This is a genomic window from Pseudomonas sp. HN2-3 (assembly GCF_020691745.1).
Classification (GTDB): domain Bacteria; phylum Pseudomonadota; class Gammaproteobacteria; order Pseudomonadales; family Pseudomonadaceae; genus Aquipseudomonas; species Aquipseudomonas capeferrum.
The window spans coordinates 3,499,703-3,523,903 of record NZ_CP085704.1 but is presented as its reverse complement, the minus strand read 5'-3'; the positions used below and the strand labels follow the sequence as shown (position 1 = coordinate 3,523,903).

General features: G+C 64.4%; 19 protein-coding genes. 17 read left to right on the top strand and 2 right to left on the bottom strand.

The features are described from left to right. Nucleotides 1-16: 16 nt before the first annotated feature. Nucleotides 17-652, bottom strand: coding sequence for a glutathione S-transferase family protein (locus LJX93_RS15995; protein ID WP_156311142.1), 636 nt, complete (start codon nt 650-652; stop codon nt 17-19). 125 nt (nt 653-777) lie between these two features. Between LJX93_RS15995 and LJX93_RS15990 the strand changes: the two genes are divergently transcribed. Further along, nucleotides 778-1,677 carry a LysR substrate-binding domain-containing protein gene (locus LJX93_RS15990; protein WP_095064569.1) on the top strand — a complete coding sequence of 300 codons (900 nt, stop codon included), beginning with the start codon at nt 778-780 and terminating at the stop codon, nt 1,675-1,677. 11 nt (nt 1,678-1,688) lie between these two features. Here the strand turns inward: LJX93_RS15990 and LJX93_RS15985 are convergent, their stop codons facing one another. After that, nucleotides 1,689-2,600 carry a LysR family transcriptional regulator gene (locus LJX93_RS15985; RefSeq protein WP_047583414.1) on the bottom strand — a complete coding sequence of 304 codons (912 nt, stop codon included), beginning with the start codon at nt 2,598-2,600 and terminating at the stop codon, nt 1,689-1,691. Between the two features lie 289 nt (nt 2,601-2,889). On the opposite strand from LJX93_RS15985, the gene speB reads away from it, so the two are divergent. The 16 genes from speB to LJX93_RS15905 all read left to right on the top strand — a co-directional run bounded on the left by speB (nt 2,890) and on the right by LJX93_RS15905 (nt 24,043). Then, entirely contained in the window at nt 2,890-3,861 is a 972-nt protein-coding gene (gene speB / locus LJX93_RS15980) for an agmatinase (protein WP_033698620.1), read from the top strand. A 15-nt stretch (nt 3,862-3,876) separates the two neighbouring features. Further along, nucleotides 3,877-5,385: an aldehyde dehydrogenase family protein gene (locus tag LJX93_RS15975; protein ID WP_227696185.1), complete on the top strand. Its 1,509-nt coding sequence runs from the start codon at nt 3,877-3,879 to the stop codon at nt 5,383-5,385. A gap of 96 nt (nt 5,386-5,481) precedes the next feature. Next, nucleotides 5,482-5,661: a hypothetical protein gene (locus tag LJX93_RS15970; protein ID WP_033698618.1), complete on the top strand. Its 180-nt coding sequence runs from the start codon at nt 5,482-5,484 to the stop codon at nt 5,659-5,661. Further along, entirely contained in the window at nt 5,658-7,127 is a 1,470-nt protein-coding gene (locus LJX93_RS15965; RefSeq protein WP_033698617.1) for a cytosine permease, read from the top strand. The genes LJX93_RS15970 and LJX93_RS15965 overlap by 4 nt, the downstream gene beginning before the upstream one ends. Nucleotides 7,128-7,131: 4 nt before the next feature. Next, nucleotides 7,132-8,820 carry a choline dehydrogenase gene (gene betA / locus LJX93_RS15960; protein WP_095064568.1) on the top strand — a complete coding sequence of 563 codons (1,689 nt, stop codon included), beginning with the start codon at nt 7,132-7,134 and terminating at the stop codon, nt 8,818-8,820. A gap of 435 nt (nt 8,821-9,255) precedes the next feature. Further along, a complete protein-coding gene (cycA, locus tag LJX93_RS15955; protein ID WP_047583411.1) occupies nt 9,256-10,680 on the top strand; it encodes a D-serine/D-alanine/glycine transporter in 1,425 nt (474 codons plus the stop codon). Between the two features lie 81 nt (nt 10,681-10,761). Next, nucleotides 10,762-12,294, top strand: a complete 1,533-nt coding sequence (locus tag LJX93_RS15950) for a sigma-54-dependent transcriptional regulator (RefSeq protein ID WP_095064567.1) — start codon at nt 10,762-10,764, stop codon at nt 12,292-12,294. A gap of 260 nt (nt 12,295-12,554) precedes the next feature. Next, nucleotides 12,555-12,932: a glycine cleavage system protein GcvH gene (gcvH, locus tag LJX93_RS15945; RefSeq protein WP_033698613.1), complete on the top strand. Its 378-nt coding sequence runs from the start codon at nt 12,555-12,557 to the stop codon at nt 12,930-12,932. 14 nt (nt 12,933-12,946) lie between these two features. Then, nucleotides 12,947-15,817 (top strand): aminomethyl-transferring glycine dehydrogenase, encoded by a 2,871-nt coding sequence (gcvP, locus tag LJX93_RS15940; RefSeq protein WP_227696184.1) that lies wholly within the window; start codon nt 12,947-12,949, stop codon nt 15,815-15,817. A gap of 66 nt (nt 15,818-15,883) precedes the next feature. Then, nucleotides 15,884-17,140 carry a serine hydroxymethyltransferase gene (glyA, locus tag LJX93_RS15935; RefSeq protein ID WP_047583408.1) on the top strand — a complete coding sequence of 419 codons (1,257 nt, stop codon included), beginning with the start codon at nt 15,884-15,886 and terminating at the stop codon, nt 17,138-17,140. A 68-nt stretch (nt 17,141-17,208) separates the two neighbouring features. After that, nucleotides 17,209-18,183: a lipoyl synthase gene (gene lipA / locus LJX93_RS15930; protein WP_095064565.1), complete on the top strand. Its 975-nt coding sequence runs from the start codon at nt 17,209-17,211 to the stop codon at nt 18,181-18,183. A 259-nt stretch (nt 18,184-18,442) separates the two neighbouring features. Then, entirely contained in the window at nt 18,443-19,702 is a 1,260-nt protein-coding gene (locus LJX93_RS15925) for a cystathionine gamma-synthase family protein (RefSeq protein WP_227696183.1), read from the top strand. A gap of 123 nt (nt 19,703-19,825) precedes the next feature. Further along, entirely contained in the window at nt 19,826-21,265 is a 1,440-nt protein-coding gene (locus LJX93_RS15920) for an amino acid permease (protein WP_033698605.1), read from the top strand. Between the two features lie 49 nt (nt 21,266-21,314). Beyond that, entirely contained in the window at nt 21,315-22,205 is an 891-nt protein-coding gene (locus LJX93_RS15915) for a LysR substrate-binding domain-containing protein (RefSeq protein WP_033698604.1), read from the top strand. Nucleotides 22,206-22,220: 15 nt separating this feature from the next. After that, entirely contained in the window at nt 22,221-23,609 is a 1,389-nt protein-coding gene (thrC, locus tag LJX93_RS15910; protein WP_156311136.1) for a threonine synthase, read from the top strand. Next, a complete protein-coding gene (locus LJX93_RS15905; protein ID WP_227696182.1) occupies nt 23,606-24,043 on the top strand; it encodes an Lrp/AsnC family transcriptional regulator in 438 nt (145 codons plus the stop codon). The genes thrC and LJX93_RS15905 overlap by 4 nt, the downstream gene beginning before the upstream one ends. Nucleotides 24,044-24,201 lie beyond the last annotated feature (158 nt).

Sequence of the window (24,201 nt, the reverse complement as noted above, 5' to 3'; positions counted from 1 at the left end):
CCTTGGGTGGGCGATTTCATGGGCCAGTGGCCGGGGCGGGCAGGCGGATACCCCGTTGCACGGCGGGGCGTTGCTCGACCTGGCGGTACCAGCGTGTCAGGTGGCGGTGGGGGCTGAAGTCGAAGCCCACCAGGGCGGCGATGTGCAGCCAGGCAAAGGTCGCGATGTCTGCGATCGAATAGCGCTCTCCGGCCAGCCATGGCTGGGTGGCAAGCTGCCGGTCGAGGACGCTGAAGGTGCCTTCGGTAAGGCTGCGGTAGCGCTTGAGCGCCGCAGGGTTGGGCGTGGCCTCGAAGCATTCGAAGTGCACGCGCTGGCCGAGCAGCGGCCCCATGCTGGCGCTGTGGTACATCAACCAAGTGATCGCCGCCCAGCGCGGCTGCGGCGCTGGGTCGAGCAATTGGCCGCTGAGCTGTGCCAGGTACAGCAAAATGGCAGCAGACTCGAACAGCACGATGTTGGCAGCATGGTCGACCAAGACCGGGATGCGGCCTGCCGGGTTGAGCGCGAGAAAGCCCGGTTGCAAATGCTCGCCGTGCTCGATGCGAACATGCTCCAGGCGATAGGGCAGGCCCATCTCTTCGAGTGCGATGGTGGCTTTGAAGCCATTGGGCGAGCTGTCGGTGTACAGCACCAGCGAGGGATCATGCATGTCGAATAACCTCAGGAAAACTAACGCAAGTTGTTTGGCCTGAGCGCTATGCTATGCAGATTGAGCGCGATACTAAAACGATTGCTTCTTACGCCAGCGTTAGTTTTTCTAAATCGAGGAATTCCATGGGTGCCGTTCTGCCACTGCTTGCCTTGCGCGCCTTCAGCGAAACCACCCGCCTGGGCAGCCTGAAGGCTGCCGCCGAGCGCATGGGGGTTACGCCGGGAGCCATCAGCCAGCAGATTCGCCTGCTGGAGGACCGCCTCGGCGTCACCTTGCTGACACGCAGCCGCCATGGCGTGCAGCTCACCGAGGCCGGGGCGGGCCTGTACCCCGGCGTTTCGCGCGGTTTCGGCGAAATCGAGAGCGCCTTGCTCGACCTTGAAGCGTTGGCACGGGCCAGCACCCTCACCATCAGCACGCAACCTTCCTTCGCGTCCAGCTGGCTGGTGCCGCGCCTCAGTAGCTTCAGCGCGCTGCACCCTGGTATCGAGGTTCGTGTCGAGGCCACCGCGGCACTGGTCGACCTGCAGCGTGAGCGTGTCGACATTGCCCTGCGCCATGGCCTGGGCGACTACCCGGGGCTGCAGTCGATGCCTTTGCTGGCGCCCGTGCTGCTCCCCGTTTGCAGCCCGGCGCTGCTCGCCAGTGGGCCGGCACTGGATGAACCCGTAGATTGCCTGCAGTACCCGCTGCTGCAGGATGCCGACCGTGCCGACTGGACGCTGTGGTTGCAGGCCCACGGCTTCGAGCCTGACAGCCGCAGCCGGCGTGGGCCAAGCTTTGACGAGGAGCTGCTGTTGCTGCGCGCGGCCGCGAGCGGTCAAGGCATCGCCCTGGTCCAGGCGCAGCATGCCGAGGACGGGCTGCGTGACGGCAGCCTGGTAGTGGCCGTGGATCGGCCCTGGCCGTCACGCTTTGCCTACTACCTGGTCGCCCGCAAGGAGCAGTTGAAGCGGCCCCAGGTGCGTGCCTTCATCGACTGGATCGAGGGGCAGCTTGCGGGAAGCCGTAGTACAGGGTAAGCCGAGCGTGGTCAGACGCCAGCCTGGTGGATGCAGGTGTTCAGGTCTTCAAGAAACGCCCGCAGGATCGGTGGCGGCGACACGCCGCGCCGGGTGATTACATCGAAGGGGGAGGTCAGGTCCAGTGTGCTGGCGCCGAGGCGGCGCATTTCGCCGGTCTTGACCCACTGCTCGGCGAAGTGCACGGGCAGGAAACCGATGTAGGCGCCGGAAATGATCAGGATCGCCGCTGCCTCGATGTTCTCCACGGTTGCGGCGGCCTTGCTGATGCCCAATTGCTCCAGGTCGTACTGCTGCATGTAGCCACGCACGACGATGTGGCACTGGCGAACTTCTTCAAGCAGGCGGCCGTTGGCCGCCTTGCTGGCATACAGCGGATGGCGGCGGCCACAGTAGAGCCCCAGGGCTTCGTCGTACAGCGGCAGGTACGACAGCCCCGGCACGCGCAACGGGAAGTGGCCGATGGCCAGGTGCAGCCGGCTGTCCAGTACCCGCTCTTCGAGCTCCGCCGGGGCGCCGATGTAAATGTGCAGGTGGGCATCGTGCCCGCGTGAGACAAAGCGCTGGGTGGTGCGCGGCAGGGGCGAGGCGTTGTCGGTCAGGGTGGAGTCGATGATGCCCAGGTTGAGCTTGCCGCTGATGTGCTGCTTGAGCACGTCGGCATCCATGCAGAAACTCTCCACCGCGCTTAGCAGGCGCAAGGTGGCCTCATGGATGGCCACGCCCTGTTCGGTCAGGCGAAAGCCGCTGCGCCCGCGCTGGCAAAGCTTGACCCCCAGGCGGGTTTCCAGGTGCGTCATCTGTTCGCTGATGGTCGACTGGCCGGCGTTGAGTGCTGCCTGCGCGGCGGAAAAGCCCCCGCACCTGACGATGGTGGTGAACACCCTGAGAAGCTTCAGATCGACATCGTGGAGCTGGATCACTGTGGCCTCCTGGCGGTGCTTCACATCGCTGCGTCACATCGCGCTGGCTGATATGAGCGTCCGGCCATTGTTTTTTTTCAAGCTAACCACGCACCCGTGATCACTGCAATGCCTGGCGCCTGGAAATGCCGGCGGGCCTTTGGCATTCGGGCGAATACTTCGGGTTGCCCGATGTATGCATCTGCACTTGCGCATTTTTCCGCTGTTGGCCTGCCGCCATAGTGGCTGCAACGGCGGTCGAGCAGTCGCCCCGTCTCCTGACCAGAACAATAAGTGGAGAAACCTGAACATGGCAAAGCACGGTTATGAATCCGGCCGCCTGAACCTGCCCTTCGTCGGGCATTGCACCTTCGCCAAATCGCCCATCTGCACCGACTGGGATGCCATCGACGCCGATGTGGCGATCCTCGGTGCGCCCAACGACATGGGCACCCAATGGCGCTCTGGCGCACGTTTCGGACCGCGCGGCATTCGCGAGGCATCAACCCTGTTCTCGTTCGGCCATGCCGGCGCCTACGACTTCGAAGATGACGCCACCTACCTGACCGATGACCAACTGCGCATGGTCGATGTCGGTGACGCCGATATCGTGCACACCGACATGGCCAGCAGCAATGCCAACATCGAGTCGGCCGTGCGCCAGATTCTCAAGGCCGGCGCCATGCCGGTGGTGCTGGGCGGTGACCACTCGATCCATGCGCCGGTGATCAAGGCCTTCGAAGGCCATGGGCCGATCCACATCGTGCACTTCGATGCCCACCTGGACTTCGTCGACGAGCGCCATGGTGTGCGCTACGGCCACGGCAGCCCCCTGCGCCGCGCCTCGGAGCTGGACCACATCGTCGGCATGACCCAGATGGGCATCCGCAACGTGTCGTCCTCCAACCGCGATGACTACGACGCCGCGCGCGACGCCGGCTCGCAGATCCTTTCGGTACGCGACGTGCGCCGCCTGGGTTGTGAAGGCGTGATGGCGAAAATCCCCGAAGGCCGCGACTACTACATCACCATCGACATCGACGGTTTCGACCCGTCCATCGCCCCAGGTACCGGCACACCGAGCCATGGCGGATTCTTCTACTACGAAGTACTGGAGATCATCCAGGCGCTGGCCCGGCGCAGCCAGGGGCGGATCGTCGGCATGGACCTGGTGGAAGTGGCCCCGGCCTACGACCCGGCAGGCGTGACCTCGATTCTTGCCGCGCAGTTGCTGATGAACAGCATCGGCTTCATCTTCCACGCGCGCGCCAACGCCCGCTGATCCGGAGACTGTACCGTGGACAACAAGGTAAAAGCCTACCTGCAGGCCTTCGGGGTTTCAGAGGCCGCCCAGCGTTTTCTCTGCAAGCCCCAGCGCATGTTCATCGGCGGTGCCTGGCTGGAGGCCAGTGATGGTGCCAGCGCCGAGGTCATCGAGCCGGCCACCGAGGGCGTGCTGACGCGCATCCCCATGGGCACCCCGGACGACCTGGACCGTGCGGTGCGTGCCGCCCGCGCGCAATTCGATGGCGGCCCGTGGAGCCAGCTCAAGCCGCTGGAGCGCGAGCGCCTGATTCATCGCCTGGCCGACCTGGTCGAGGCTAATGGCGATGAGCTGGCGCAGATCGAGTCGATCGACATGGGCAAGTCGGTCGCTCAGGCCCGTGCCGTGGACATCCAGGGCACCGTCGATACGCTGCGCTACTTTGCCGGCTGGGCCAGCAAGATCCATGGGCGCACCGTCGAGCCTTCGCTGCCGGGCAACTACCTGGCCTATACCCGCAAGGAGGCCGTCGGCGTGGTAGGGGCCATCGTGCCCTGGAACTTCCCCCTGCAAACCATGGCCTGGAAGCTCGGCGCGGCGCTGGCGACCGGCTGCACCGTGGTGGTCAAACCGGCGGAGCTGACCTCACTGTCGGCCTTGCGCTTTGCCGAGCTGGTGCAGGCGTCGGGCATCCCCGACGGTGTGCTGAACATTGTCACCGGGCGCGGCAGCGTGGTGGGCACGGCGATGTCCAGCCACCCGGGCATCGACAAGCTGAGCTTTACCGGTTCGACCCCGGTGGGCTGCTCGGTGGGCAAGGCGGCGATGGACCAGATGAAGCGCCTGACCCTGGAACTGGGCGGCAAGTCGCCGGTGATCGTGTTCGCCGATGCCGATATCTTTGCTGCGGCCGAGGCGGTCGCCAACGGTGTGTTCTTCAACTCGGGGCAGGTGTGCGATGCCGGTACCCGTGCTTATGTCGAGCGCAGTGTCTACCCGGCCTTCCTCGAAGCGCTGGCGCGCTACACGGCGACGTTGAAGATCGCCCCGGGGCTGGACCCGGACTGCTTCATCAGCCCCATGGTGTCGCGCCAGCAACAGCAGCGGGTGCTGGAATACATCGCCCTGGGCAAGGCCGAAGGGGCGCAGGTGTACTACGGCGGTGAGCCGGTCGAGGGCGCTGGCTTCTTCGTGCAGCCGACCATCTTTGCCCACTGCAACAACGACATGCGCATCGTCCGTGAGGAAATCTTCGGGCCGGTGTTGGTAACCATGCCTTTCGACGCCGAGGAACAGGCGCTGGCGCTGGCCAACGATTCGCAGTACGGCCTGGCGGCGGCGATCTACTCCAACGACCTGGGCAAGGTCCACGGGCTGATCCCGCGCCTGCGTGCCGGCACGGTCTACGTCAATGCCCACAGCACACTCGACCCGTCCATGCCGTTCGGTGGCTACAAGCAGTCGGGCTATGGCAAGGACATGGGCGCCGAACAACTGGAGTTTCTGCTGGAGACCAAGGCGGTCTGGATCACCTTGCCCTGAGGGACAGGGCCGGCCTGCGTCGCCTGGTTTGGCGAGCGACGCAGGCAACACGAACGCATCGAATTTCAAGAACAAGAACCCGTCGAGGTGATGCCCATGAACAGCCAAGTGGATACCGAGCGTGCACAAGACCTGGAACGGCGCCTGCGCGCCTATGAAGAACTGGAGGGCAGGGCGCACTGGCCCGGCGCGCTGAAGGCAACGGACGTCATCGCCCTTGCCGTGCTGACCCTGGTCATGGTGGTCGGCGCGTATGTGCTGGGGGGCCAGCCATGAGCCGGGCCAGAGAGCAGGAATTTCGCCTGGCCGCCGAACGCGGCGACACGCCCTTGCTGCCGGGTGAACGGGTCTGGGGCTTCTGGGGCTATGCCTACGCCAACTCGGCGTTGGCGGTGGCCACCTGGGTGTTTTTGATCGGCGGTGCCACCGCGCTGTTCGTCGGGCCGTTGCAAGGGATTGCCGCGATCATCATCGGCAACATCATCGGCGTGGTACTGGCGGCATCGTCCACCTGCCTGCCGTGTGGCAAATATGGCGTCGAGCAGTTCACCTTCCTGCGCAGCATGTTCGGCGTCAATGGCAGCCGCCTGGTGTACATCCTCTCGGTGGTGATACTGACCATGGGCTGGCTGGCGGTGCTGGGGTTGATGTGCGGGCGGGCGCTGGACAACCTGGAAACCCTGGTACAGCACAGCGAGCCCGACGCCGGCGACTGGCTGGTGACCGCCGGGGCCCTGCTGGCCATCGTGCTGGCGGCGCTGGTGGCCATGCGCGGGCCCGACATGATCCGCCGCCTGAGCGCGGTGATCGCGCCCAGCCTGATCCTGATCATGCTGGCGCTGATGTACTTCATCTCCCGCCGTTACAGCTTCGGCGAACTGTTGGCGATGCCGCCTTTGCAGCCACCCTTCGAAAACCCGCACGTCAACTTCATGATCGCGGTGGAAATCAACATCGCCGCAGGGTTCTCCTGGTGGCCCTACATCGGCAACCTGTCGCGCCTGTGCAGCAACCAGCGCACGGCCTTCTGGCCCAACCTGGTGGGCATCTTCGGCGCTGCTTCGCTGGGCGAGTCGGTCAGCCTGTTCGCCGCCACCACCCTGGGCAGCAGCGACCCTACGGCCTGGATGCGGCTGGCCGGCGGCATGACATTCGGCGTCATCGCCCTGAGCTTCCTGGCGCTGGCCAACCTGACCGGCATGGTCAACATCCTCTACACCGCGGTGATCGGCCTGCGGCAACTGGCCGGGGAGCGTTTGCGCAGCCTGGGCTGGGGGGTATTGATCGGGCTGTTCTGCATCATACCGGTGGTGATCGTGCTGTTGGCCCCGGGTATCTACGACGGCTTCTTCATCTTCCTGGTGTGGACGTCGGCACTGAACAGCGCCCTGGCCGGCATTGGCATTGCCGATTACTTCTTCCTGCGCAAGCAGCGCCTGAACCTACGCCATCTGTATGCCGAGCAAAGCGGCTCGCCGCTGCGCTTCTGCAAGGGTTTCAACCCCATCGCGCTGCTGGCGCTGGTGGCAGGCTTTGCCATCTACGTGGTGGTGTTCAACCCGCAGACCCTGGCCCATACCGACTTCTTCACCTTCGCCACCGCCTCGCTGCCGTCCTGCCTGTTGGCCGGGCTGGTGCATTACGGGCTGACCCGTCTGCTGGCTACGCGCCTGGGCTGGGGCGGCTACCCAAAGGGCAATGAAAGCACCATCGAGGCCGCAGGCCTTCGCGTACAGGACTAGAACAATGAACAAACGATACGACTACATCATCATCGGCGCAGGCTCTGCCGGCTGCGTCCTGGCCAACCGCCTCAGCGAAGACCCTGCCACCTCGGTGCTGGTGCTGGAGTTCGGCGGCAGCGACCGCAGTGTGCTGATCCAGATGCCCAGTGCGTTTTCCTTGCCGATGAACACCAAGAAGTACAACTGGCGCTACGAGACCGCCGCCGAAACCCACCTGGACGGCCGACGCTTGCACTGCCCAAGAGGCAAGGTGCTGGGTGGGTCGTCCTCGATCAACGGCCTGGTCTACATCCGTGGCCATGCCTGCGACTTCGATGAGTGGGAAAGCCTGGGCGCGAACGGCTGGGGTTATCGCAACTGCCTGCCGTACTTCAAGCGCGCCGAAAACTTCAAGTTCGGCGGCGACGACTACCGCGGTGGCGCCGGGCCGCTGGCCACCAACAACGGCAACAACATGCAGAACCCGCTGTACGGCGCCTGGATAGAAGCCGGTGCCGAGGCCGGCTACATCAAGACCGACGACTGCAATGGCTACATGCAGGAAGGCTTCGGCGCCATGCACATGACCGTGAAGGACGGGGTGCGCTGGTCCACCGCCAATGCCTACCTGCGCCCGGCCATGAGCCGGCCGAACCTGACCGTCGTGACCCACGCCATGACCCGGCGCATCCTGCTCGATGGCAAGCGGGCGGTTGGGGTCGAGTACGACGAAGGCGGCCAGACCCACACGGTTCATTGCAGCCGCGAAGTGCTGGTGGCATCCGGCCCGATCGGCTCGCCGCACCTGCTGCAGCGCTCGGGTATCGGCCCCGAGGCGGTGCTGAAAAAGGCCGGGATCAAGATGCTTCATGCCCTGCCGGGTGTGGGCGAGAACCTGCAGGACCACTCGGAAATCTACATCCAGTACGCCTGCAAGGAGCCGGTGACGCTCAACGGCAAGATGAGCCTGCTGGGCAAGGCGATGATCGGCCTGCGCTGGTTGCTGTTCAAAGATGGCCTGGGCGCCAGCAACCATTTTGAGGCAGGTGGTTTCATCCGCTCGGCCAAGGGGCTGCGCTGGCCGGACATTCAGTTCCACTTCCTGCCGGCGGCGATGCGCTATGACGGCGACAAACCCTTCAAAGGCCATGGTTTCATGGTGCTGACCGGGCCGAACAAACCCAAGAGCCGCGGGCATGTGCGGGCGCTGTCTGCCGACCCTTACCAGCACCCGGAAATCCGCTTCAACTACCTGCAAAGTGAAGAGGACCGCGAGGGCTTCCGCCGCTGCGTGCGCCTGACCCGCGAGATCATCGCCCAGCCGGCGATGGACCGCTTCCGCGGCGAGGAGCTGGCGCCGGGGCCGCAGGTGCAGACCGACGAGCAGATCGATGCCTTCGTGCGTGCCAACATGGAAAGCACCATGCACCCCTGTGGCTCGTGCCGCATGGGCGAGGACGCCATGGCGGTGGTCGACTCGGCGTTGCGTGTGCATGGCTTGCAGGGGCTGCGGGTGATCGACTCGTCGGTGTTCCCCAGCGAGCCCAACGGCAACCTCAATGCGCCGACCATCATGCTCGCCGAGCGCGCTGCCGACCTGGTGCGCGGGCGCGAGCCGCTGGCGCCGGCCGATGTGCCGGTCGGGTTGGTAGAGGATTGGCAGGATCAACAGCGCAGCCGCGCACCACGGCGCGAGGTGCGCACAGGTTGAAACATCCCTAGAACGGACTGTAGGAACCCCAGCGGACGCGCTATTGCTGTGGGAGCGGGCTCGCCCCGCGAATGGCGCGGCGCGGTGTATGGCACCGGCTTCGCCGGTATTCGCGGGGGCACACCTGTTTTAGACGCTAAAGCAAGGCTTGGACTGATAGCGCTCCATTGTAGTGATATCAATACAGCGCAGGGCAGGGCACGGTATACGACGCCTCGGTGTCGTACACCGTGCCCTTTAGCCTTGCCACTGGAGTGGCTTCATTACAGTGGCAAAAGATGATAGTTGCACAAAACCCCGTGTTTAGTGGCCTGTACTCCTTGGCATAGTCCTTGCTGATTCCCTTGTGCTCGTCCGGATGCTCCACGGCATATCCGGGCAGAAAGTTGAACTTGTGACGTTATAAAAACAATTAAACTAGCAAGGTAAATAACAATGAATAACCTGCCGCAGGGTCACTGTCCGCCTGAGGGTGACACGCACGAACTCAAGCGTAATCTTTCCAACCGCCACATCCAGTTGATCGCCATCGGCGGTGCGATTGGCACCGGCCTGTTCATGGGCTCTGGCAAGACCATCAGCCTGGCTGGGCCTTCGATCATCTTCGTCTACATGATCATCGGCTTCATGCTGTTTTTCGTCATGCGGGCCATGGGCGAACTGCTCTTGTCCAACTTGCAGTACAAGTCGTTCATCGATTTTTCCGCCGATTTGTTAGGCCCGTGGGCAGGCTTTTTCACGGGCTGGACTTACTGGTTTTGCTGGATTGTCACCGGGATTGCCGATGTGATCGCCATTTCCGCCTATTCACAATTCTGGTTCCCGGATATTCCCTTGTGGTTGCCGGCGCTGGGCTGCGTCGGGCTGTTGCTGAGCCTCAACCTGATGACGGTGAAGATGTTCGGTGAACTGGAGTTCTGGTTCGCCATGATCAAGATCGTGGCCATTTGCGCATTGGTCTGCACTGGGGTGTACATGGTGGCGGCAGCCTACCAGTCGCCCGCTGGCAACGTCGCCACGCTGGCCAACCTGTGGAACGACGACGGGATGTTCCCCCATGGCCTCATGGGCTTCTTCGCCGGCTTCCAGATTGCGGTGTTCGCCTTCGTCGGCATCGAGCTGGTCGGCACCACGGCTGCCGAAACCAAGAACCCGGAACGCAACCTGCCGCGTGCCATCAACTCCATTCCGCTGCGCATCATCGTCTTCTACGTGTTGGCGTTGATCGCCATCATGGCCGTTACCCCCTGGCGAGATGTGGTGGCCAACAAGAGCCCCTTCGTCGAGCTGTTCGTGCTGGCCGGGCTACCCGCCGCAGCAGGCATCATCAACTTCGTGGTGCTGACGTCAGCGGCGTCTTCGGCCAACAGCGGCGTGTTCTCGACCAGCCGCATGCTCTACGGCCTGGCGATGGAAGGTGATGCACCGGGCACGTTCAGCGCACTGTCGTGCCGCGCCGTGCCGTCCAACGGCCTGATCTTCTCTTGTGTGTGCCTGACCGCCGGTGCGCTGGTGATCTACCTGGTGCCCAACATGCTCGACGCCTTCACCCTGATCACCACGGTGTCGGCCCTGCTGTTCATGTTCGTCTGGTCGATGATCCTGCTGTCGTACCTGGCGTACCGCAAGCGGCGCGACCACCTGCACCGTGCGTCGAAATACAAGATGCCGGGCGGCACCATCATGTGCTGGGTGTGCCTGGCGTTCTTCGCCTTCATCCTCGGCTTGCTGGCCCTGGAAGCGGACACCCGCATGGCGTTGTTCGCCATGCCGGTGTGGTTCGCGCTGCTGGGCCTGTTCTACCGGTCCGTCCGCCAGAAAAGACAGGGGAACACTGCGTTGTCCTTCGAAGCGGATTGATCGCCAACGTCACGTTTACCCAGGGGGACAGCGCAGTGTGCGCCGTCCCCCTGTTGTCGTTTTGCCAACCAGGGAATCACGATGAGAATCCACGTCACCTTCATCGACCGCGTCGGCATCACCCAGGAAATCCTGGCACTGCTGGGGGCGCGCAACCTCAACCTGGATGCGGTGGAAATGATCCCGCCCAACGTCTACATCGACGCCCCGGCGCTGCAGCAGGCGGTGCTGGACGAACTGCATGCTGCGCTGTTGCGGGTGGCCGGTGTGCAGGCGGTCGAGCTGGTCGACTTCCTGCCCGGCCATCGCCGACGCCTGCAATTGGAGGCGCTGCTGGCGGCGATGAGTGACCCGGTGCTGGCGGTGGACGCTGGCGGCCATGTGCTGCTGGCCAACCCCACGCTGGTCAGCCTGATTGGCCGCGAGCCGGCTGGTGAGCCGTTATCGCGGCTGTTTGCCGAGGCAGACCTGGCCCAAACCTTGATCGACAAGGGCTTTCGCCTGCCCATGTGCGAGGTGGGTTTCCAGGGCCAGGCGCTGTTGCTGGAAGCCACGCCCATCAGTGGCGGTGCCGAGGCCCTGGTCGGCGGCCTGCTCACCCTTTACCCGCCAAGCCGCATCGGCGAGCGCCTGGCGTCGTTGCTGCACGACCCTGGTGAAGGGCTGGACGGGCTGCTTGGTGACTCGACCGCGCTCAAGGAACTCAAGGTGCGCCTGCACAAAGTGGCCGGCCTTGAAGCGCCGCTGCTGATCCAGGGTGAGACAGGCACTGGCAAGGAGCTGGTCGCCCGTGCCTGCCATGCCCTCAGCGCCCGGCGTGATGCGTCGTTTCTGGCGCTCAACTGTGCTGCACTGCCAGAGAGCCTGGCCGAAAGCGAACTGTTCGGCTACGCCGCCGGCGCCTTCACTGGCGCCCAGCGCGGCGGCAAGCCTGGCCTGCTGGAGCTGGGCGATGGCGGCACGGTGTTTCTCGATGAGGTGGGGGAGATGTCGCCCTACCTGCAGGCCAAGCTGTTGCGTTTTCTCAATGACGGCAGCTTCCGTCGGGTGGGCGGCGGCGGTGAGGTGCGGGTGAATGTCCGAGTGGTCTGTGCGACCCACCGCAACCTGGAAAACATGGTGCTCGAAGGCAGCTTTCGCGAAGACCTCTACTACCGCCTCAACGTGCTCAACCTGAAGGTGCCGCCCTTGCGCGAGCGTGGCAAGGACATCCTGCTGCTGGCCGAGCACTTCCTGCGCCAGGCCTGCGCGCAGATCCAGCGCTCGCCCTGCCGGCTGGCGCTGGCCACCCACCCGTTGCTGCTGGGCAACCGCTGGGCGGGCAACGTGCGCCAGTTGCAGAACGTGGTGTTCCGTGCGGCAGCCATCAGCGAAGGGGAGGTGATCGACTGCGACGACCTGGAACTGGCCGGCACCGCCTTGAGCAGCCAGCAGCCTGACGCCCAAGCGGTCATCAGCCTGGAAGCAGCGGTGCAGGGGTTTGAAAAGTCCCTGCTGGAAAACCTGTATGCGACGTACCCCTCGACCCGGCAATTGGCTGCGCGCCTGCAGACCTCGCACACCGCAATCGGCCAGCGCTTACGCAAATACGGCATCGCCAGCCGGCCCGCGTAGCCGCCCTGGTGCCAATACGTTCCAGTGGAGTGAATGCACTCCACTGGAACGGGGCCCCCACATTCATTGGCACGCCCCTTCAAGGGCGCCTCTCGGCGCGACGCACTGGAGCTGTTTCGTTCCGCAGAAGCCGTTTGAAAATGACCTCGATGTTCAACTAACTAGTTGAAATTAAAGGCTTTATACAAGTTGGCATCGCCCTTGCTCTTGTGGTTTCAGTCCTGGACCGGGACCCACCTGATAACAAGAGAGGAAGACCCATGAGCACGCTGCGTTTTACCCCCGAGCACGAATGGCTGCGTCTGGAAGCGACTGGCGAGTTGACCGTCGGCATCACCACCTATGCCCAGGAGGCGCTGGGTGATGTGGTGTTCGTGCAGTTGCCGGAGCCGGGCGAGTACGCCGAGGGCAATGAAGTCGCGGTGCTGGAGTCGGTGAAGGCCGCCAGCAACATCAGCATGCCCCTGAACGGTAGCGTGGTGGCGGTCAACCAGGCCCTGGCCGACGACCCGGAACTGGTCAATGCCTCACCGATGAAGGACGGCTGGTTCTTCCGCATCCAGGTCGCCAACATCGCCGACCTCGACACCTTGATGGACCAGGAAGGCTATGAGCGCTTCCTGGCCGACAACGCCTGAACCAGGGTATCGACATGACCAACGCACCTGTCGCATTGACCACGGATAACGCGTTCATCGCACGTCACATCGGCCCTCGCGAGCACGACATCGAGGCGATGCTGGCGCTGACCGGCCACGACACCCTGGATGCCCTGATCGACAGCGTCATCCCCGACAGCATCAAGGGCACCAGCGTGCTCGCGCCGAGCAAAGGGCAGGGCGAGGCTGAAGCCCTGGCAGCACTCAAGGCCATCGCCGCGAAGAACCAGCTGTTTCGCAACCACATCGGCCAAGGTTACTATCCGTGCCATACGCCGACGCCGATCCTGCGCAACCTGCTGGAAAACCCGGCCTGGTACACCGCGTACACGCCTTACCAGCCAGAGATTTCTCAAGGCCGCCTGGAAGCGCTGCTCAATTTCCAGACCCTGGTCAGCGACCTCACCGGCATGCAGATCGCCAACGCCTCCTTGCTCGACGAGGCCACCGCCGCCGCCGAAGCCATGACCTTCTGCAAACGCCTGGCCAAGAGCAAGGCGCCGGCATTCTTTGCCTCCCACCATTGCCACCCGCAGACCCTCGACGTGCTGCGCACCCGCGCCCAACCCCTGGGCATAGAAGTGGTCATCGGTGATGAAGCGGCGCTGCAGTGGCAAAGCCTTGAGCCGTACTTCGGCCTGCTGCTGCAGTACCCGGCCAGCACCGGCGCCATCGCCGACCACCGCAGCCTGGTAGCACGCGCCCATGCCGTCGGTGCGTTGGTGGCGGTGTCTGCCGACCTGCTGGCGCTGACCTTGCTGACCCCACCGGGTGAATTCGATGCCGATGTGGTGCTGGGCAGCGCTCAGCGCTTCGGCGTGCCGCTGGGCTTCGGTGGCCCGCACGCGGCGTATTTTGCAACCCGCGATGCGTTCAAGCGCGACATGCCTGGCCGCCTGGTCGGTGTGTCCATCGACCGCTTCGGCAAGCCGGCCCTGCGCCTGGCCATGCAGACCCGCGAGCAACACATCCGTCGTGAGAAGGCGACCAGCAACATCTGCACCGCGCAGGTGCTGCTGGCCAACATTGCCAGCATGTATGCGGTCTACCATGGCCCCGCGGGGCTGGCGCAGATTGCCCGGCGGGTACACCGCCTGACCGCGATCCTGGTGCAAGGGCTGCAGCAGCTTGGGCACCTGGTGGAGCAGGCGCACTTCTTCGACACCGTTAGCGTGGTGACTGCCCAGCCTGTGGCCGAGGTGCTGGCCGCCGCCCACGGTGCGCAGTTGAACTTGCGCCTGATTGACCAGACCCGCGTCGGCCTGTCGCTGGATGAAACCTGCGAGCAGGCCAGTGTCGAGGCCTTGTGGCAGGTGTTCGCCGCCCCTGGCCAGGCGCTGCCCGATTTCGCCGCCCTGGCCGCTGACAGTGGCGATCGCCTGCCGGCGCAACTGCTGCGCGAAACCGCGTTCCTACAGCACCCGGTGTTCAACCGCTACCACTCTGAAACAGAGCTGATGCGCTACCTGCGTAGCCTGGCCGACAAGGACCTGGCCCTGGACCGCACCATGATCGCGCTGGGCTCGTGCACCATGAAGCTCAACGCCGCCAGTGAGATGATCCCGATCACCTGGCCCGAGTTCGGCAACCTGCACCCGTTCGCCCCGGCCGAACAGTCACTCGGTTACCGCCAGTTGACCGATGAACTGCAGGCCATGCTCTGCGAGGCCACTGGTTATGACGCAATGTCGCTGCAGCCCAACGCCGGCTCCCAAGGTGAATACGCAGGCCTGTTGGCCATCCGCGCCTACCATGCCAGCCGCGGCGAAGCGGGCCGCGATGTGTGCCTGATCCCGTCGTCGGCCCATGGCACCAACCCGGCCACGGCTCAGATGGCCGGCATGCGTGTGGTGGTGGTCAACTGCGACGAGCGTGGCAACGTCGATGTGGCCGACCTGCAAGCCAAGGCCGAGCAGCACCGCGACCAGTTGGCCGCGCTGATGATCACCTACCCCTCGACCCATGGTGTGTTCGAAGCGGGCATCACCCGCATCTGCGACATCATCCATGCGCACGGCGGCCAGGTGTACCTGGACGGCGCCAACATGAACGCCATGGTCGGCCTCTGCGCGCCGGGCAAGTTCGGTGGTGACGTGTCGCACCTGAACCTGCACAAGACCTTCTGCATCCCCCACGGCGGCGGCGGCCCCGGGGTCGGCCCGATCGGTGTCAAGGCGCACTTGGCGCCGTTCCTGCCCGGCCACGCGCACATGGCGCACAAAGAGGGCGCTGTCTGCGCGGCGCCTTATGGCAGCGCGAGCATCCTGCCGATCACCTGGATGTACATCCGCATGATGGGTGGGGAAGGGCTCAAGCGCGCCTCGCAGCTGGCCATTCTGAGTGCCAACTACATTGCCCGGCGGCTGGAGGAGCACTACCCGGTGCTGTACACCGGCGAGAACGGCCTGGTGGCCCACGAGTGCATCCTTGACCTGCGCCCGCTAAAGGACAGCAGTGGCATCAGCGTCGAAGACGTGGCCAAGCGCCTGATCGATTTCGGCTTCCACGCCCCGACCATGTCCTTCCCTGTGGCGGGCACGTTGATGGTCGAGCCGACCGAGAGCGAGTCCAAGGAAGAGCTCGACCGCTTCTGCGAGGCCATGATCTGTATCCGTGAGGAAATCCGCGCGGTGGAGAACGGCATCCTCGACAAGCTCGACAACCCGCTGAAGAACGCACCGCATACCGCCAGCGAACTGGTCGGCGAATGGCCCCATCGCTATGCCCGCGAGCTGGCGGTGTACCCGCTGCCAGCGCTGCGCGATAACAAGTACTGGCCGCCGGTGGGGCGCGTGGACAACGTCTACGGTGACCGCAACCTGGCGTGCGCCTGCCCACCCCTGTCGCTCTACCAGGATGCCTGACCGCTCGGGCCCGGACCCGGTCCCGGTCCGGGCCTTGCCTGCCCACAACAACAAGGAAGCACACGCATGTTCCATAAAAGCCTGACCCTGTCCGATTTCGACCCTGTACTGCAAGCGGCCATCAGCCGCGAAGTGCAGCGCCAGGAAGACCATATCGAGCTGATCGCCTCGGAGAACTACACCAGCCCGCAAGTGATGCAGGCCCAGGGCACCGAGCTGACCAACAAGTACGCCGAAGGCTACCCGGGCAAGCGCTACTACGGCGGCTGCGAACACGTCGATGTGGTTGAACAGTTGGCCATCGAACGTGCCAGGCTGCTGTTCGGTGCCGATTACGCCAACGTCCAGCCGCACTCTGGCTCTTCCGCCAACAGCGCGGTGTACCTGGCCCTGCTGCAAGCTGGCGATACCCTCCTGGGCATGAGCCTGGCCCACGGCGGCCACCTGACCCACGGCGCCAAGGTGTCGTCTTCGGGCAAGCTTTATAACGCTGTGCAGTACGGCATCAACACCGACACCGGCCTGATCGACTACGACGAAGTCGAGCGCCTGGCGGTCGAGCACAAGCCAAAGATGATCGTTGCCGGCTTCTCGGCCTACTCCAAGACCCTCGACTTCCCACGCTTTCGCGCTATCGCCGACAAGGTCGGTGCGCTGCTGTTCGTCGACATGGCCCACGTCGCCGGCCTGGTTGCCGCTGGCCTGTACCCCAACCCGCTGCCGTACGCCGACGTGGTCACCACCACCACCCACAAGACTTTGCGCGGCCCGCGTGGCGGCCTGATCCTGGCCAAGTCCAACGAAGCGATCGAGAAAAAGCTCAACGCTGCCGTATTCCCTGGCGCCCAGGGTGGCCCGCTGATGCACGTCATCGCCGCCAAGGCCGTGTGCTTCAAGGAAGCGCTGGCGCCTGAGTTCAAGCGCTACCAGCAACAGGTCATCGAAAACGCCCAAGCCATGGCCCAGGTGTTCATCGAACGCGGTTACGACGTGGTGTCCGGCGGCACCGACAACCACCTGTTCCTGGTCAGCCTGATCCGCCAGGGCCTCACCGGAAAAGACGCCGACGCCGCCCTTGGCCGCGCGCACATCACCGTCAACAAGAACGCCGTGCCCAACGACCCGCAGTCGCCGTTCGTGACATCGGGCCTGCGCATCGGCACTCCGGCCGTCACCACCCGCGGCTTCAAGGTTGCAGAGTGCGTGGCCCTGGCGGGCTGGGTCTGCGACATCCTCGACCACCTTGGTGATGCCGATGTCGAGGCCCAGGTGGCCGGGTCGGTGGCCAAGCTGTGTGCGGAATATCCGGTCTACCGCGCCTGAATCGGCCGTGGATGAAGCCTCGTGGATGAAGCAACCGTGGATGAAGCCCTGACTGGCGGAGCATGAACATGAACCAGACCCTGACTGCGGCCACGCGCCCGCAGCCCCTGCAAGCCGGCTTGAAACTGCGCGGCGCCGAAAAGGTGGCGCGCATACCGGTGAAGATCCTGCCCACCGAGGAAGTGCCGCGCAAACCCGACTGGATCCGCGTGGAAATCGCCACGTCACCCGAGGTCGCCCGGGTCAAGGCGCTGCTGCGCAAGCACAAGCTGCACAGCGTCTGCGAAGAAGCCTCATGCCCGAACCTGGGCGAGTGCTTTTCCGGTGGTACGGCGACCTTCATGATCATGGGCGACATCTGCACCCGGCGTTGCCCGTTCTGCGACGTCGGCCATGGCCGGCCGAAACCGCTGGATGCCGATGAGCCGAAGCACTTGGCGATCGCCATTGCCGAGCTGCGCCTGAAGTACGTGGTAATCACCTCGGTGGACCGTGACGACCTGCGCGACGGCGGTGCCCAGCACTTCGTCGACTGCCTGCGCGAAATCCGCAAGCTGTCGCCGGGCACGAAGCTGGAAACCCTGGTGCCGGATTACCGGGGGCGCATGGACGTGGCCCTGGCCATCACCGAACAGGCGCCGCCGGATGTGTTCAACCATAACCTGGAGACCGTGCCGCGCTTGTACAAGGCGGCACGGCCGGGGTCGGACTTCGAGTGGTCGCTGGACCTGTTGGAGAACTTCAAGCGCCGGGTGCCCGGGGTGCCGACCAAGTCCGGGCTGATGCTGGGCCTGGGGGAAACCGACGAGGAGGTGCTGGAAGCGATGCAGCGCATGCGCGAGCATCAGGTCGGCATGCTGACCCTGGGGCAGTACCTGCAGCCTTCGCGCAGCCACCTGCCGGTGCAACGGTTCGTGCACCCGGATACCTTTGCCTGGTTCGCCGAGCAGGCTGTGGCGATGGGCTTCAGGAATGTGGCGTCGGGGCCGCTGGTACGCTCGTCCTACCATGCCGACCAGCAAGCCTTGCACGCGATTCGGTAAACGCCGGGGCTGCTGCGCAGCCCATCGCGGCGCAATGCCGCTCCCACATTGACGGTGTATGCCCATATTCACAGGGTAGGTGCGGCCAGTGTGGGAGCGGCCTTGTGCCGCGATGGGCCGCAAAGCGGCCCCCCAGAAGCCATTAAAAAAAGCGCCCCTAAGGCCCTTATTGCATCGTTTTTCAGGGGCGTATGTGCGCTCTATAGTCCTCGCAGACCAGTCGAAACACCGTCGTGTTTCATCGATGCGAGACAATTACATGAATAACCAAGCAAAGGTCGCCCACGGCGTGCAGCCCGGTATCGGTACCCAGGTGGTGTGGGAGGGTGAACAGGTCGAGCACCCCTACAACGCCACCCAAACCCCGATCATCGCCAGTGCCGCCTACGGCTACCAGGACATCGACGCCTGGTACGACATCGTCCTGGGCAAACAACCTGGCTTCATCTACAGCCGCATGAGCAACCCGACGGTTGCGGTCCTTGAAGACAAACTGTGCGCCCTGGAACACGCCGAGTCGGCCGTGGCCTTCAGCACCGGCATGGCCGCCATCAGCGGTGTACTGCATACCTTCCTGTGCAACGGCAAGCGTGTGGTCTCGACCCGCGACAGCTACGGCGGCACCAACAAGATCTTCGAAGAGTTTCTGCCCCGCCAGGGCATCGAGGTGACGCTGTGCGACACCCTCGACAGCGAAGCCATGGAGCGTGAAATCGCTCGCGGTTGCGATGTGGTCTACCTGGAGACGCCGAGCAACCCGACGCTGAAAATCCTCGACATCCGCCGCCTGGTAGCCGCCGCCAAGCGTGTGGGGGCACTGGTGGTTGCCGATAACACCTTCGCCACGCCGCTGAACCAGAACCCGCTGCTGCTGGGCGTCGACGTGGTGGTGCACAGCGCGACCAAATTCCTGTCCGGGCATGGCGATGTGCTGGGCGGTGTCGTCTGCGGCGCCGAAACCTTGATGGCGCAGGTGCGTCACTACCGTGAAATCAACGGCGCCTCGCTGGACCCGTTCTCCGCCTACCTGATCATTCGCGGCATCAAGACCCTGGCGCTGCGCCTGCGTCAGCAACAGGCCAGCGCCCAGGCCCTGGCCGAATACCTGTGCACCGAGCCGCTGGTGGAGGCGGTCAACTACCCCGGGTTGCCGCAGCACCCCGGCCACGCGATCGCCAACGCGCAGATGCGCGGTTTTGGCGCGATCGTCAGTTTCGTCCTGGCAGGCGGGATGGACACCGTCGTCGCGCTGCTGCCTAAGCTGCGCTATGCCCACCGCGCCGGCAACCTCGGTGCAGTGGAAACCATCTACGGGCCGGCACGGACAACCAGCCACGTGGAAAACACCCTGGAAGAGCGCCAGGCACTGGGCATTTCCGAAGGCCTGGTGCGGGTTTCGGTCGGCATCGAGGATACCGCTGACCTGCTGGCAGACCTGCGCCAGGCGTTCGCGACAGTGCGCGCCCAGCAGGGGCAGGGCAGCGACCGCTGCGATCGGCACGTTGAAGTGTCGACCTGAGGCGTTGGGCGCGCCCTTCCTGATTCATGAAAGCCATAACAATAACAGCCGCTGACACATCGACGGGGTCGGCCCCAGGGCCGCTTGCCGGTCGATTGCCAGCCACTTCATGAGAACTCGATTATGTCCACCGAACAATCAAAGCCGGCGTCGGCCCACGCGGCCGGGTACAAGAAAGAGATGCACACCCGCCATATCGTCATGTTGGCGCTGGGCGGGGTGATCGGCACGGGCCTGTTTCTGACCTCGGGCTACACGGTCAACCAGGCTGGCCCCCTGGGCGCGGTGATCGCGTATTGCGTCGGCGCGGTGATGGTCTACCTGGTCATGGTCTGCCTGGGTGAGCTGGCGGTGCAGATGCCCGAAACCGGCTCGTTCAGCAGCTATGCCACCCGCTACCTGGGGCCAGGCACCGGCTACACGGTGGCCTGGCTGTACTGGCTGACCTGGACCGTGGCCATCGGCTCGGAGTTCACCGCGGCGGGCATCCTGATGGTCCGCTGGTTTCCCGACACGCCGGTGTGGATCTGGAGCGCGCTGTTCGCCATCACGGTACTGGTCAGCAACGTGGTGTCGGTGCGCCTGTTCGCCGAGACCGAATTCTGGCTGTCGCTGGTCAAGGTGCTGACGGTGATTGCCTTCATCGCCATCGGCGCTGGCGCCATCTTCGGCCTGTTCGATGTGCAGCATGTGCAGGGTATCGGGCTGTCCAACTTCACCCGTGAGGGGTTGTTCCCGACCGGCGTGCTGCCGATTGCGATGACGCTTCTGGCGGTGTCCTTTGCGTTTTCCGGTACCGAACTGATCGGCATTGCCGCCGGCGAGGCAAAAGACCCGCAGGTGAGCGTGCCCAAGGCCATTCGGACCACGGTCGTGCGCCTGGCGCTGTTCTTCGTCGGCACCATCATCGTGCTGGCCACCTTGCTGCCGCGCGAACAGGCAGGCCTGGTCGAAAGCCCGTTCGTCATGGTCTTCGACCTGATCGGCATCCCGTATTCGGCAGACATCATGAACTTCGTGATCCTCACCGCCTTGCTGTCGGCCGCCAACTCCGGGCTGTACGCGGCCTCGCGGATGCTGTGGACGCTCAGTGACCAGGGCCATATGCCCAAGTGCTTCGCCCGCCTGTCGCCGCGTGGCACGCCGGTCAACGCGATCGTGCTGAGCATGGCCGGGGCTGCGGCGTCGTTGCTCAGCAGCGTGCTGGCACCGGACACAGTGTACCTGGCGCTGGTGTCGATTTCCGGCCTGGCGGTGGTGGTGGTGTGGATGAGCATTGCCGGCAGCCAGATCGCCTTCCGCCGCCATTACGTGGCCAATGGCGGGCGGGTCGAAGACCTGCACTTCAGGGTGCGCGGCTACCCCTGGGTGCCGCTGGGCGCGATTGCCTGCTGCGTGCTGGCCTGTGTCGGCATCGCCTTCGACCCCGAACAACGCGTCGCCCTGTACTTCGGCATCCCGTTCATTGGCTGGTGCTACTTCGTCTACTGGGTTACCCGCAACAAGCGTGCACAGCGGCTGGCGGCCCTGGCGCCGGCAGGTTCGAGTGTTGGCGTGAGCTGAGCCTTCCGGTTCATGATGCACGGACCCCACTGTGAACGAGGTCGTGTCGATGAAGCAAAAAACCCTGCCGCCGCTCAACTGGCTGCGGTCTTTCGAAGTGTCGGCACGCGCCTTGAACTTTACTCACGCAGCCGAGGAGCTGCACCTCACCCAGGGGGCGGTGAGCCAGCAGATCCGGCAACTCGAACACCACCTGGGCGTGGCCTTGTTCAAGCGCCTGCCCAGGGGCCTGGGCCTGACCGAAGAGGGGCAGTCCTACCTGCCGGTGGTGCAGGATGCGATCAGCCGCCTGGCGGTGGGCACCAACGAGATCTTCGGTCAGCACCAGCGCGGGCCGGTGAAGGTGCGCGGCAGCTTGTCGTTCCTGCAGTACTGGCTAGCCCCGCGGCTGCCCGACTTCAGCCGCCAGCACCCGCACATCGACATCCGCTATATCAGCAACCTGTGGGTCAAGGCGCCGGATGGCGAGGACGACCTGGAGGTGCGCTGGGGCAATGGCGAATGGCCCGGGCTGCATGCCCAACGCTTGACCTGGGACGTGCTGGTGCCGGTCTGTTCGCCGGCGCTGATGGCGCGCTCGCCCATTCGCCAGCCGCGCGACCTCAGGCACCACCCGCTGCTGCATGTGCTGGGCTACGAGGAGGGCTGGGGCTACTGGCTCAAGCGGGTAGGCGCGGACGATGTCGACTACTCGCGGGGGCTGCAGTTCGACACGCTGGTGTCCACCATCCGCATGGCCGAACTGGGGCAGGGGGTGGCGCTGGCGCGATCGTCCGTGGTCGAGGACCTGCTCAGGGACGGCCAGCTGGTCGCACCCTTCAGCCAGCGCATCGAAGCGAGCGAATCGTTTTACCTGGTACGCGAGCAAGGGCGGCCACTGCCACCCGATGCTGCGCTGTTTTCATCCTGGCTGGTGGCACACGCGCACCGGCCTTCGTAACCCTGGGGAGTTTTCATGCATTACGTCAGTACCCGCAACGCTGATGTGCGAGCGGACTTCCGTGAAGTCGTGCTGTCGGGGCCTGCCGCCGATGGCGGGCTGTATGTGCCGGCGTACTTGCCGGTAATCAGCCCTGAGGCAATTGCCAGTTGGTCCTGGCTGCCCTTCGATGAGCTGGTCTGGCGGGTCATCGCGCCCTTTGTCGGCGATGCCATTGATGACCCGTGCTTGCGCGTGCTGCTCAGCGACAGCTACCAGGCCTTCAGCCACCGCGCGATCACACCCTTGCAGCAGATTGGCCATAACGAATGGATCCTGCAGTTGTTCCATGGCCCCACACGCACCTCGAAGGACTTCGCCGCGCAGCTCCAGGCACGGCTGGTCAGCCACTTTCTGGCGCACTCCGGCGGCGAGGCACTGGTGGTCGGGGCCACCAATGGTGATACCGGCATTGCCGCGATCGAGGCCTTTGCGTCCAGGCCCAATGTGCGCCTGGCCATTCTCTACCCGCAGGGCGAGGTCCCGGCAGACCGCCTGGTCGCCTTGCAGGCGGCGGACCCCGCCAGTGTTCAGCTGCTGCCGGTCGAGGGCAGTTTCGACGACTGTCAGACCCTGGTGGCGCGGCTGTTTCGTGCTTGGCCGCTGGAGGGTTTGATACCGGTGTGTTTCAACTCGACCAACTGGGTAGGGGTGCTGGCGCAGATCGTGTTCTACTTCCACGCGGCCCTGCAATTGGGTGGCGGCACCCGGCCGGTTGCATTCAGCGTACCGGCGGCAAGCTTCGCGGAAATCTACGCCGGCTTCATTGCGCAGAAAATGGGGTTGCCGATCAACCAGGTGATCGTTTCGACCAACAGCAACGATGCCCTTCACCGTTTCCTTCATCGCAACCGCTACGCCCCCCATGCCAGTCAGCGCACGTCGTCACCGGCCATGGACTTTTCGCTGTATTCGAACCTGGAGCGCTTCATCTGGGAGCTGTATGGGCGCAGCGGCAGCCGTGTCGCAGCGCTGATGGAGCATTTCGAGGCCTGTGGTGAATTGAGCATCGGCAATGCGCAATGGCTTGAGGCGCGGGTGTTGTTCGACTCCTATGCGGTGGACGAAGCCGAAGTACGCCGCGAAGTCATCACCCTGCGCGAGCAAGCGGCAACGTTGGTCGACCCTCATACGGCCGTCGGCGCACTGGCGGGCCGCATGCATCGGCGCAGCCTGGGTGCGCCGATGGTGACCCTGGGCCAGATCGCGCCAAGCAAGTCTGCCGCGCTGCTGGCGCAGCTGGGTGTCTGGGAGGGTGAGCTGGCCTGCCTGCCACCGGTGCAAGAGGGCCCACCGGCGTTGCATCGGGGTGACCTGGATGGCTTGTGCAAGGCCTTGCTGGCGGCGCAGTCGAGGCCCGCATGAAGCGTATTCTCGACCCGCTGGACGAGCGCATCCTTGCCGAACTGACCGCCAACGCACGCCTCGCCCACGCCGAGCTCGGGGCCAAGGTGAACCTGTCGCGCAATGCGGTGCGCCAGCGTATCGAACGGCTTGAGCGCGACGGTGCGATACAGGGCTATACGGTTAGGCTGGGGGACGCCCGCCGGCCATCGTCGTTGATCAGTGCGGTGATTTTCGTCTATCGCTACGACCGCATGCGCGGTGACGACGTGCTGGCCACCTTGCGGAGCATCCCCGAGGTGGTGCAGTGCGAAGTGCTCAGCGGCGAGTTTGACCTGATGCTCAGGGTCGATGCCGCTACCCCGGAGCGGGTCCACGCCGTGTGGAAAGAAATCGCCGGCATCAAGGGTGTTGAAAACACCGTCACCTCCTTCGTCCTCTCCGCCGTCTTTTAACCCTGCTTCTATCCCCCCGAACAAAATTTATCTCATTGATTACGCAGCGACCCTGTGGGCGCGGGCTTGCCCCGCGAACACCGGCAAAGCCGGTGTCAGCTACCGCGTGGCCCCATTCGCGGGCCTGCGAGCCTGTGCAGATCGCCCAATAAATACGG

What these genes read in the sequence shown, in the direction of transcription:
- cycA (WP_047583411.1), top strand. Translation starts at nt 9,256, where the DNA reads ATGAATAACCTGCCGCAGGGTCACTGTCCGCCTGAGGGTGACACGCAC.
- LJX93_RS15905 (WP_227696182.1), top strand. Translation starts at nt 23,606, where the DNA reads ATGAAGCGTATTCTCGACCCGCTGGACGAGCGCATCCTTGCCGAACTG.
- gcvP (WP_227696184.1), top strand. Translation starts at nt 12,947, where the DNA reads ATGACCAACGCACCTGTCGCATTGACCACGGATAACGCGTTCATCGCA.
- LJX93_RS15995 (WP_156311142.1), bottom strand. Translation starts at nt 652, where the DNA reads ATGCATGATCCCTCGCTGGTGCTGTACACCGACAGCTCGCCCAATGGC.
- gcvH (WP_033698613.1), top strand. Translation starts at nt 12,555, where the DNA reads ATGAGCACGCTGCGTTTTACCCCCGAGCACGAATGGCTGCGTCTGGAA.
- betA (WP_095064568.1), top strand. Translation starts at nt 7,132, where the DNA reads ATGAACAAACGATACGACTACATCATCATCGGCGCAGGCTCTGCCGGC.
- speB (WP_033698620.1), top strand. Translation starts at nt 2,890, where the DNA reads ATGGCAAAGCACGGTTATGAATCCGGCCGCCTGAACCTGCCCTTCGTC.
- LJX93_RS15965 (WP_033698617.1), top strand. Translation starts at nt 5,658, where the DNA reads ATGAGCCGGGCCAGAGAGCAGGAATTTCGCCTGGCCGCCGAACGCGGC.
- thrC (WP_156311136.1), top strand. Translation starts at nt 22,221, where the DNA reads ATGCATTACGTCAGTACCCGCAACGCTGATGTGCGAGCGGACTTCCGT.
- glyA (WP_047583408.1), top strand. Translation starts at nt 15,884, where the DNA reads ATGTTCCATAAAAGCCTGACCCTGTCCGATTTCGACCCTGTACTGCAA.
- LJX93_RS15920 (WP_033698605.1), top strand. Translation starts at nt 19,826, where the DNA reads ATGTCCACCGAACAATCAAAGCCGGCGTCGGCCCACGCGGCCGGGTAC.
- LJX93_RS15990 (WP_095064569.1), top strand. Translation starts at nt 778, where the DNA reads ATGGGTGCCGTTCTGCCACTGCTTGCCTTGCGCGCCTTCAGCGAAACC.
- LJX93_RS15950 (WP_095064567.1), top strand. Translation starts at nt 10,762, where the DNA reads ATGAGAATCCACGTCACCTTCATCGACCGCGTCGGCATCACCCAGGAA.
- LJX93_RS15925 (WP_227696183.1), top strand. Translation starts at nt 18,443, where the DNA reads ATGAATAACCAAGCAAAGGTCGCCCACGGCGTGCAGCCCGGTATCGGT.
- LJX93_RS15970 (WP_033698618.1), top strand. Translation starts at nt 5,482, where the DNA reads ATGAACAGCCAAGTGGATACCGAGCGTGCACAAGACCTGGAACGGCGC.
- LJX93_RS15915 (WP_033698604.1), top strand. Translation starts at nt 21,315, where the DNA reads ATGAAGCAAAAAACCCTGCCGCCGCTCAACTGGCTGCGGTCTTTCGAA.
- lipA (WP_095064565.1), top strand. Translation starts at nt 17,209, where the DNA reads ATGAACCAGACCCTGACTGCGGCCACGCGCCCGCAGCCCCTGCAAGCC.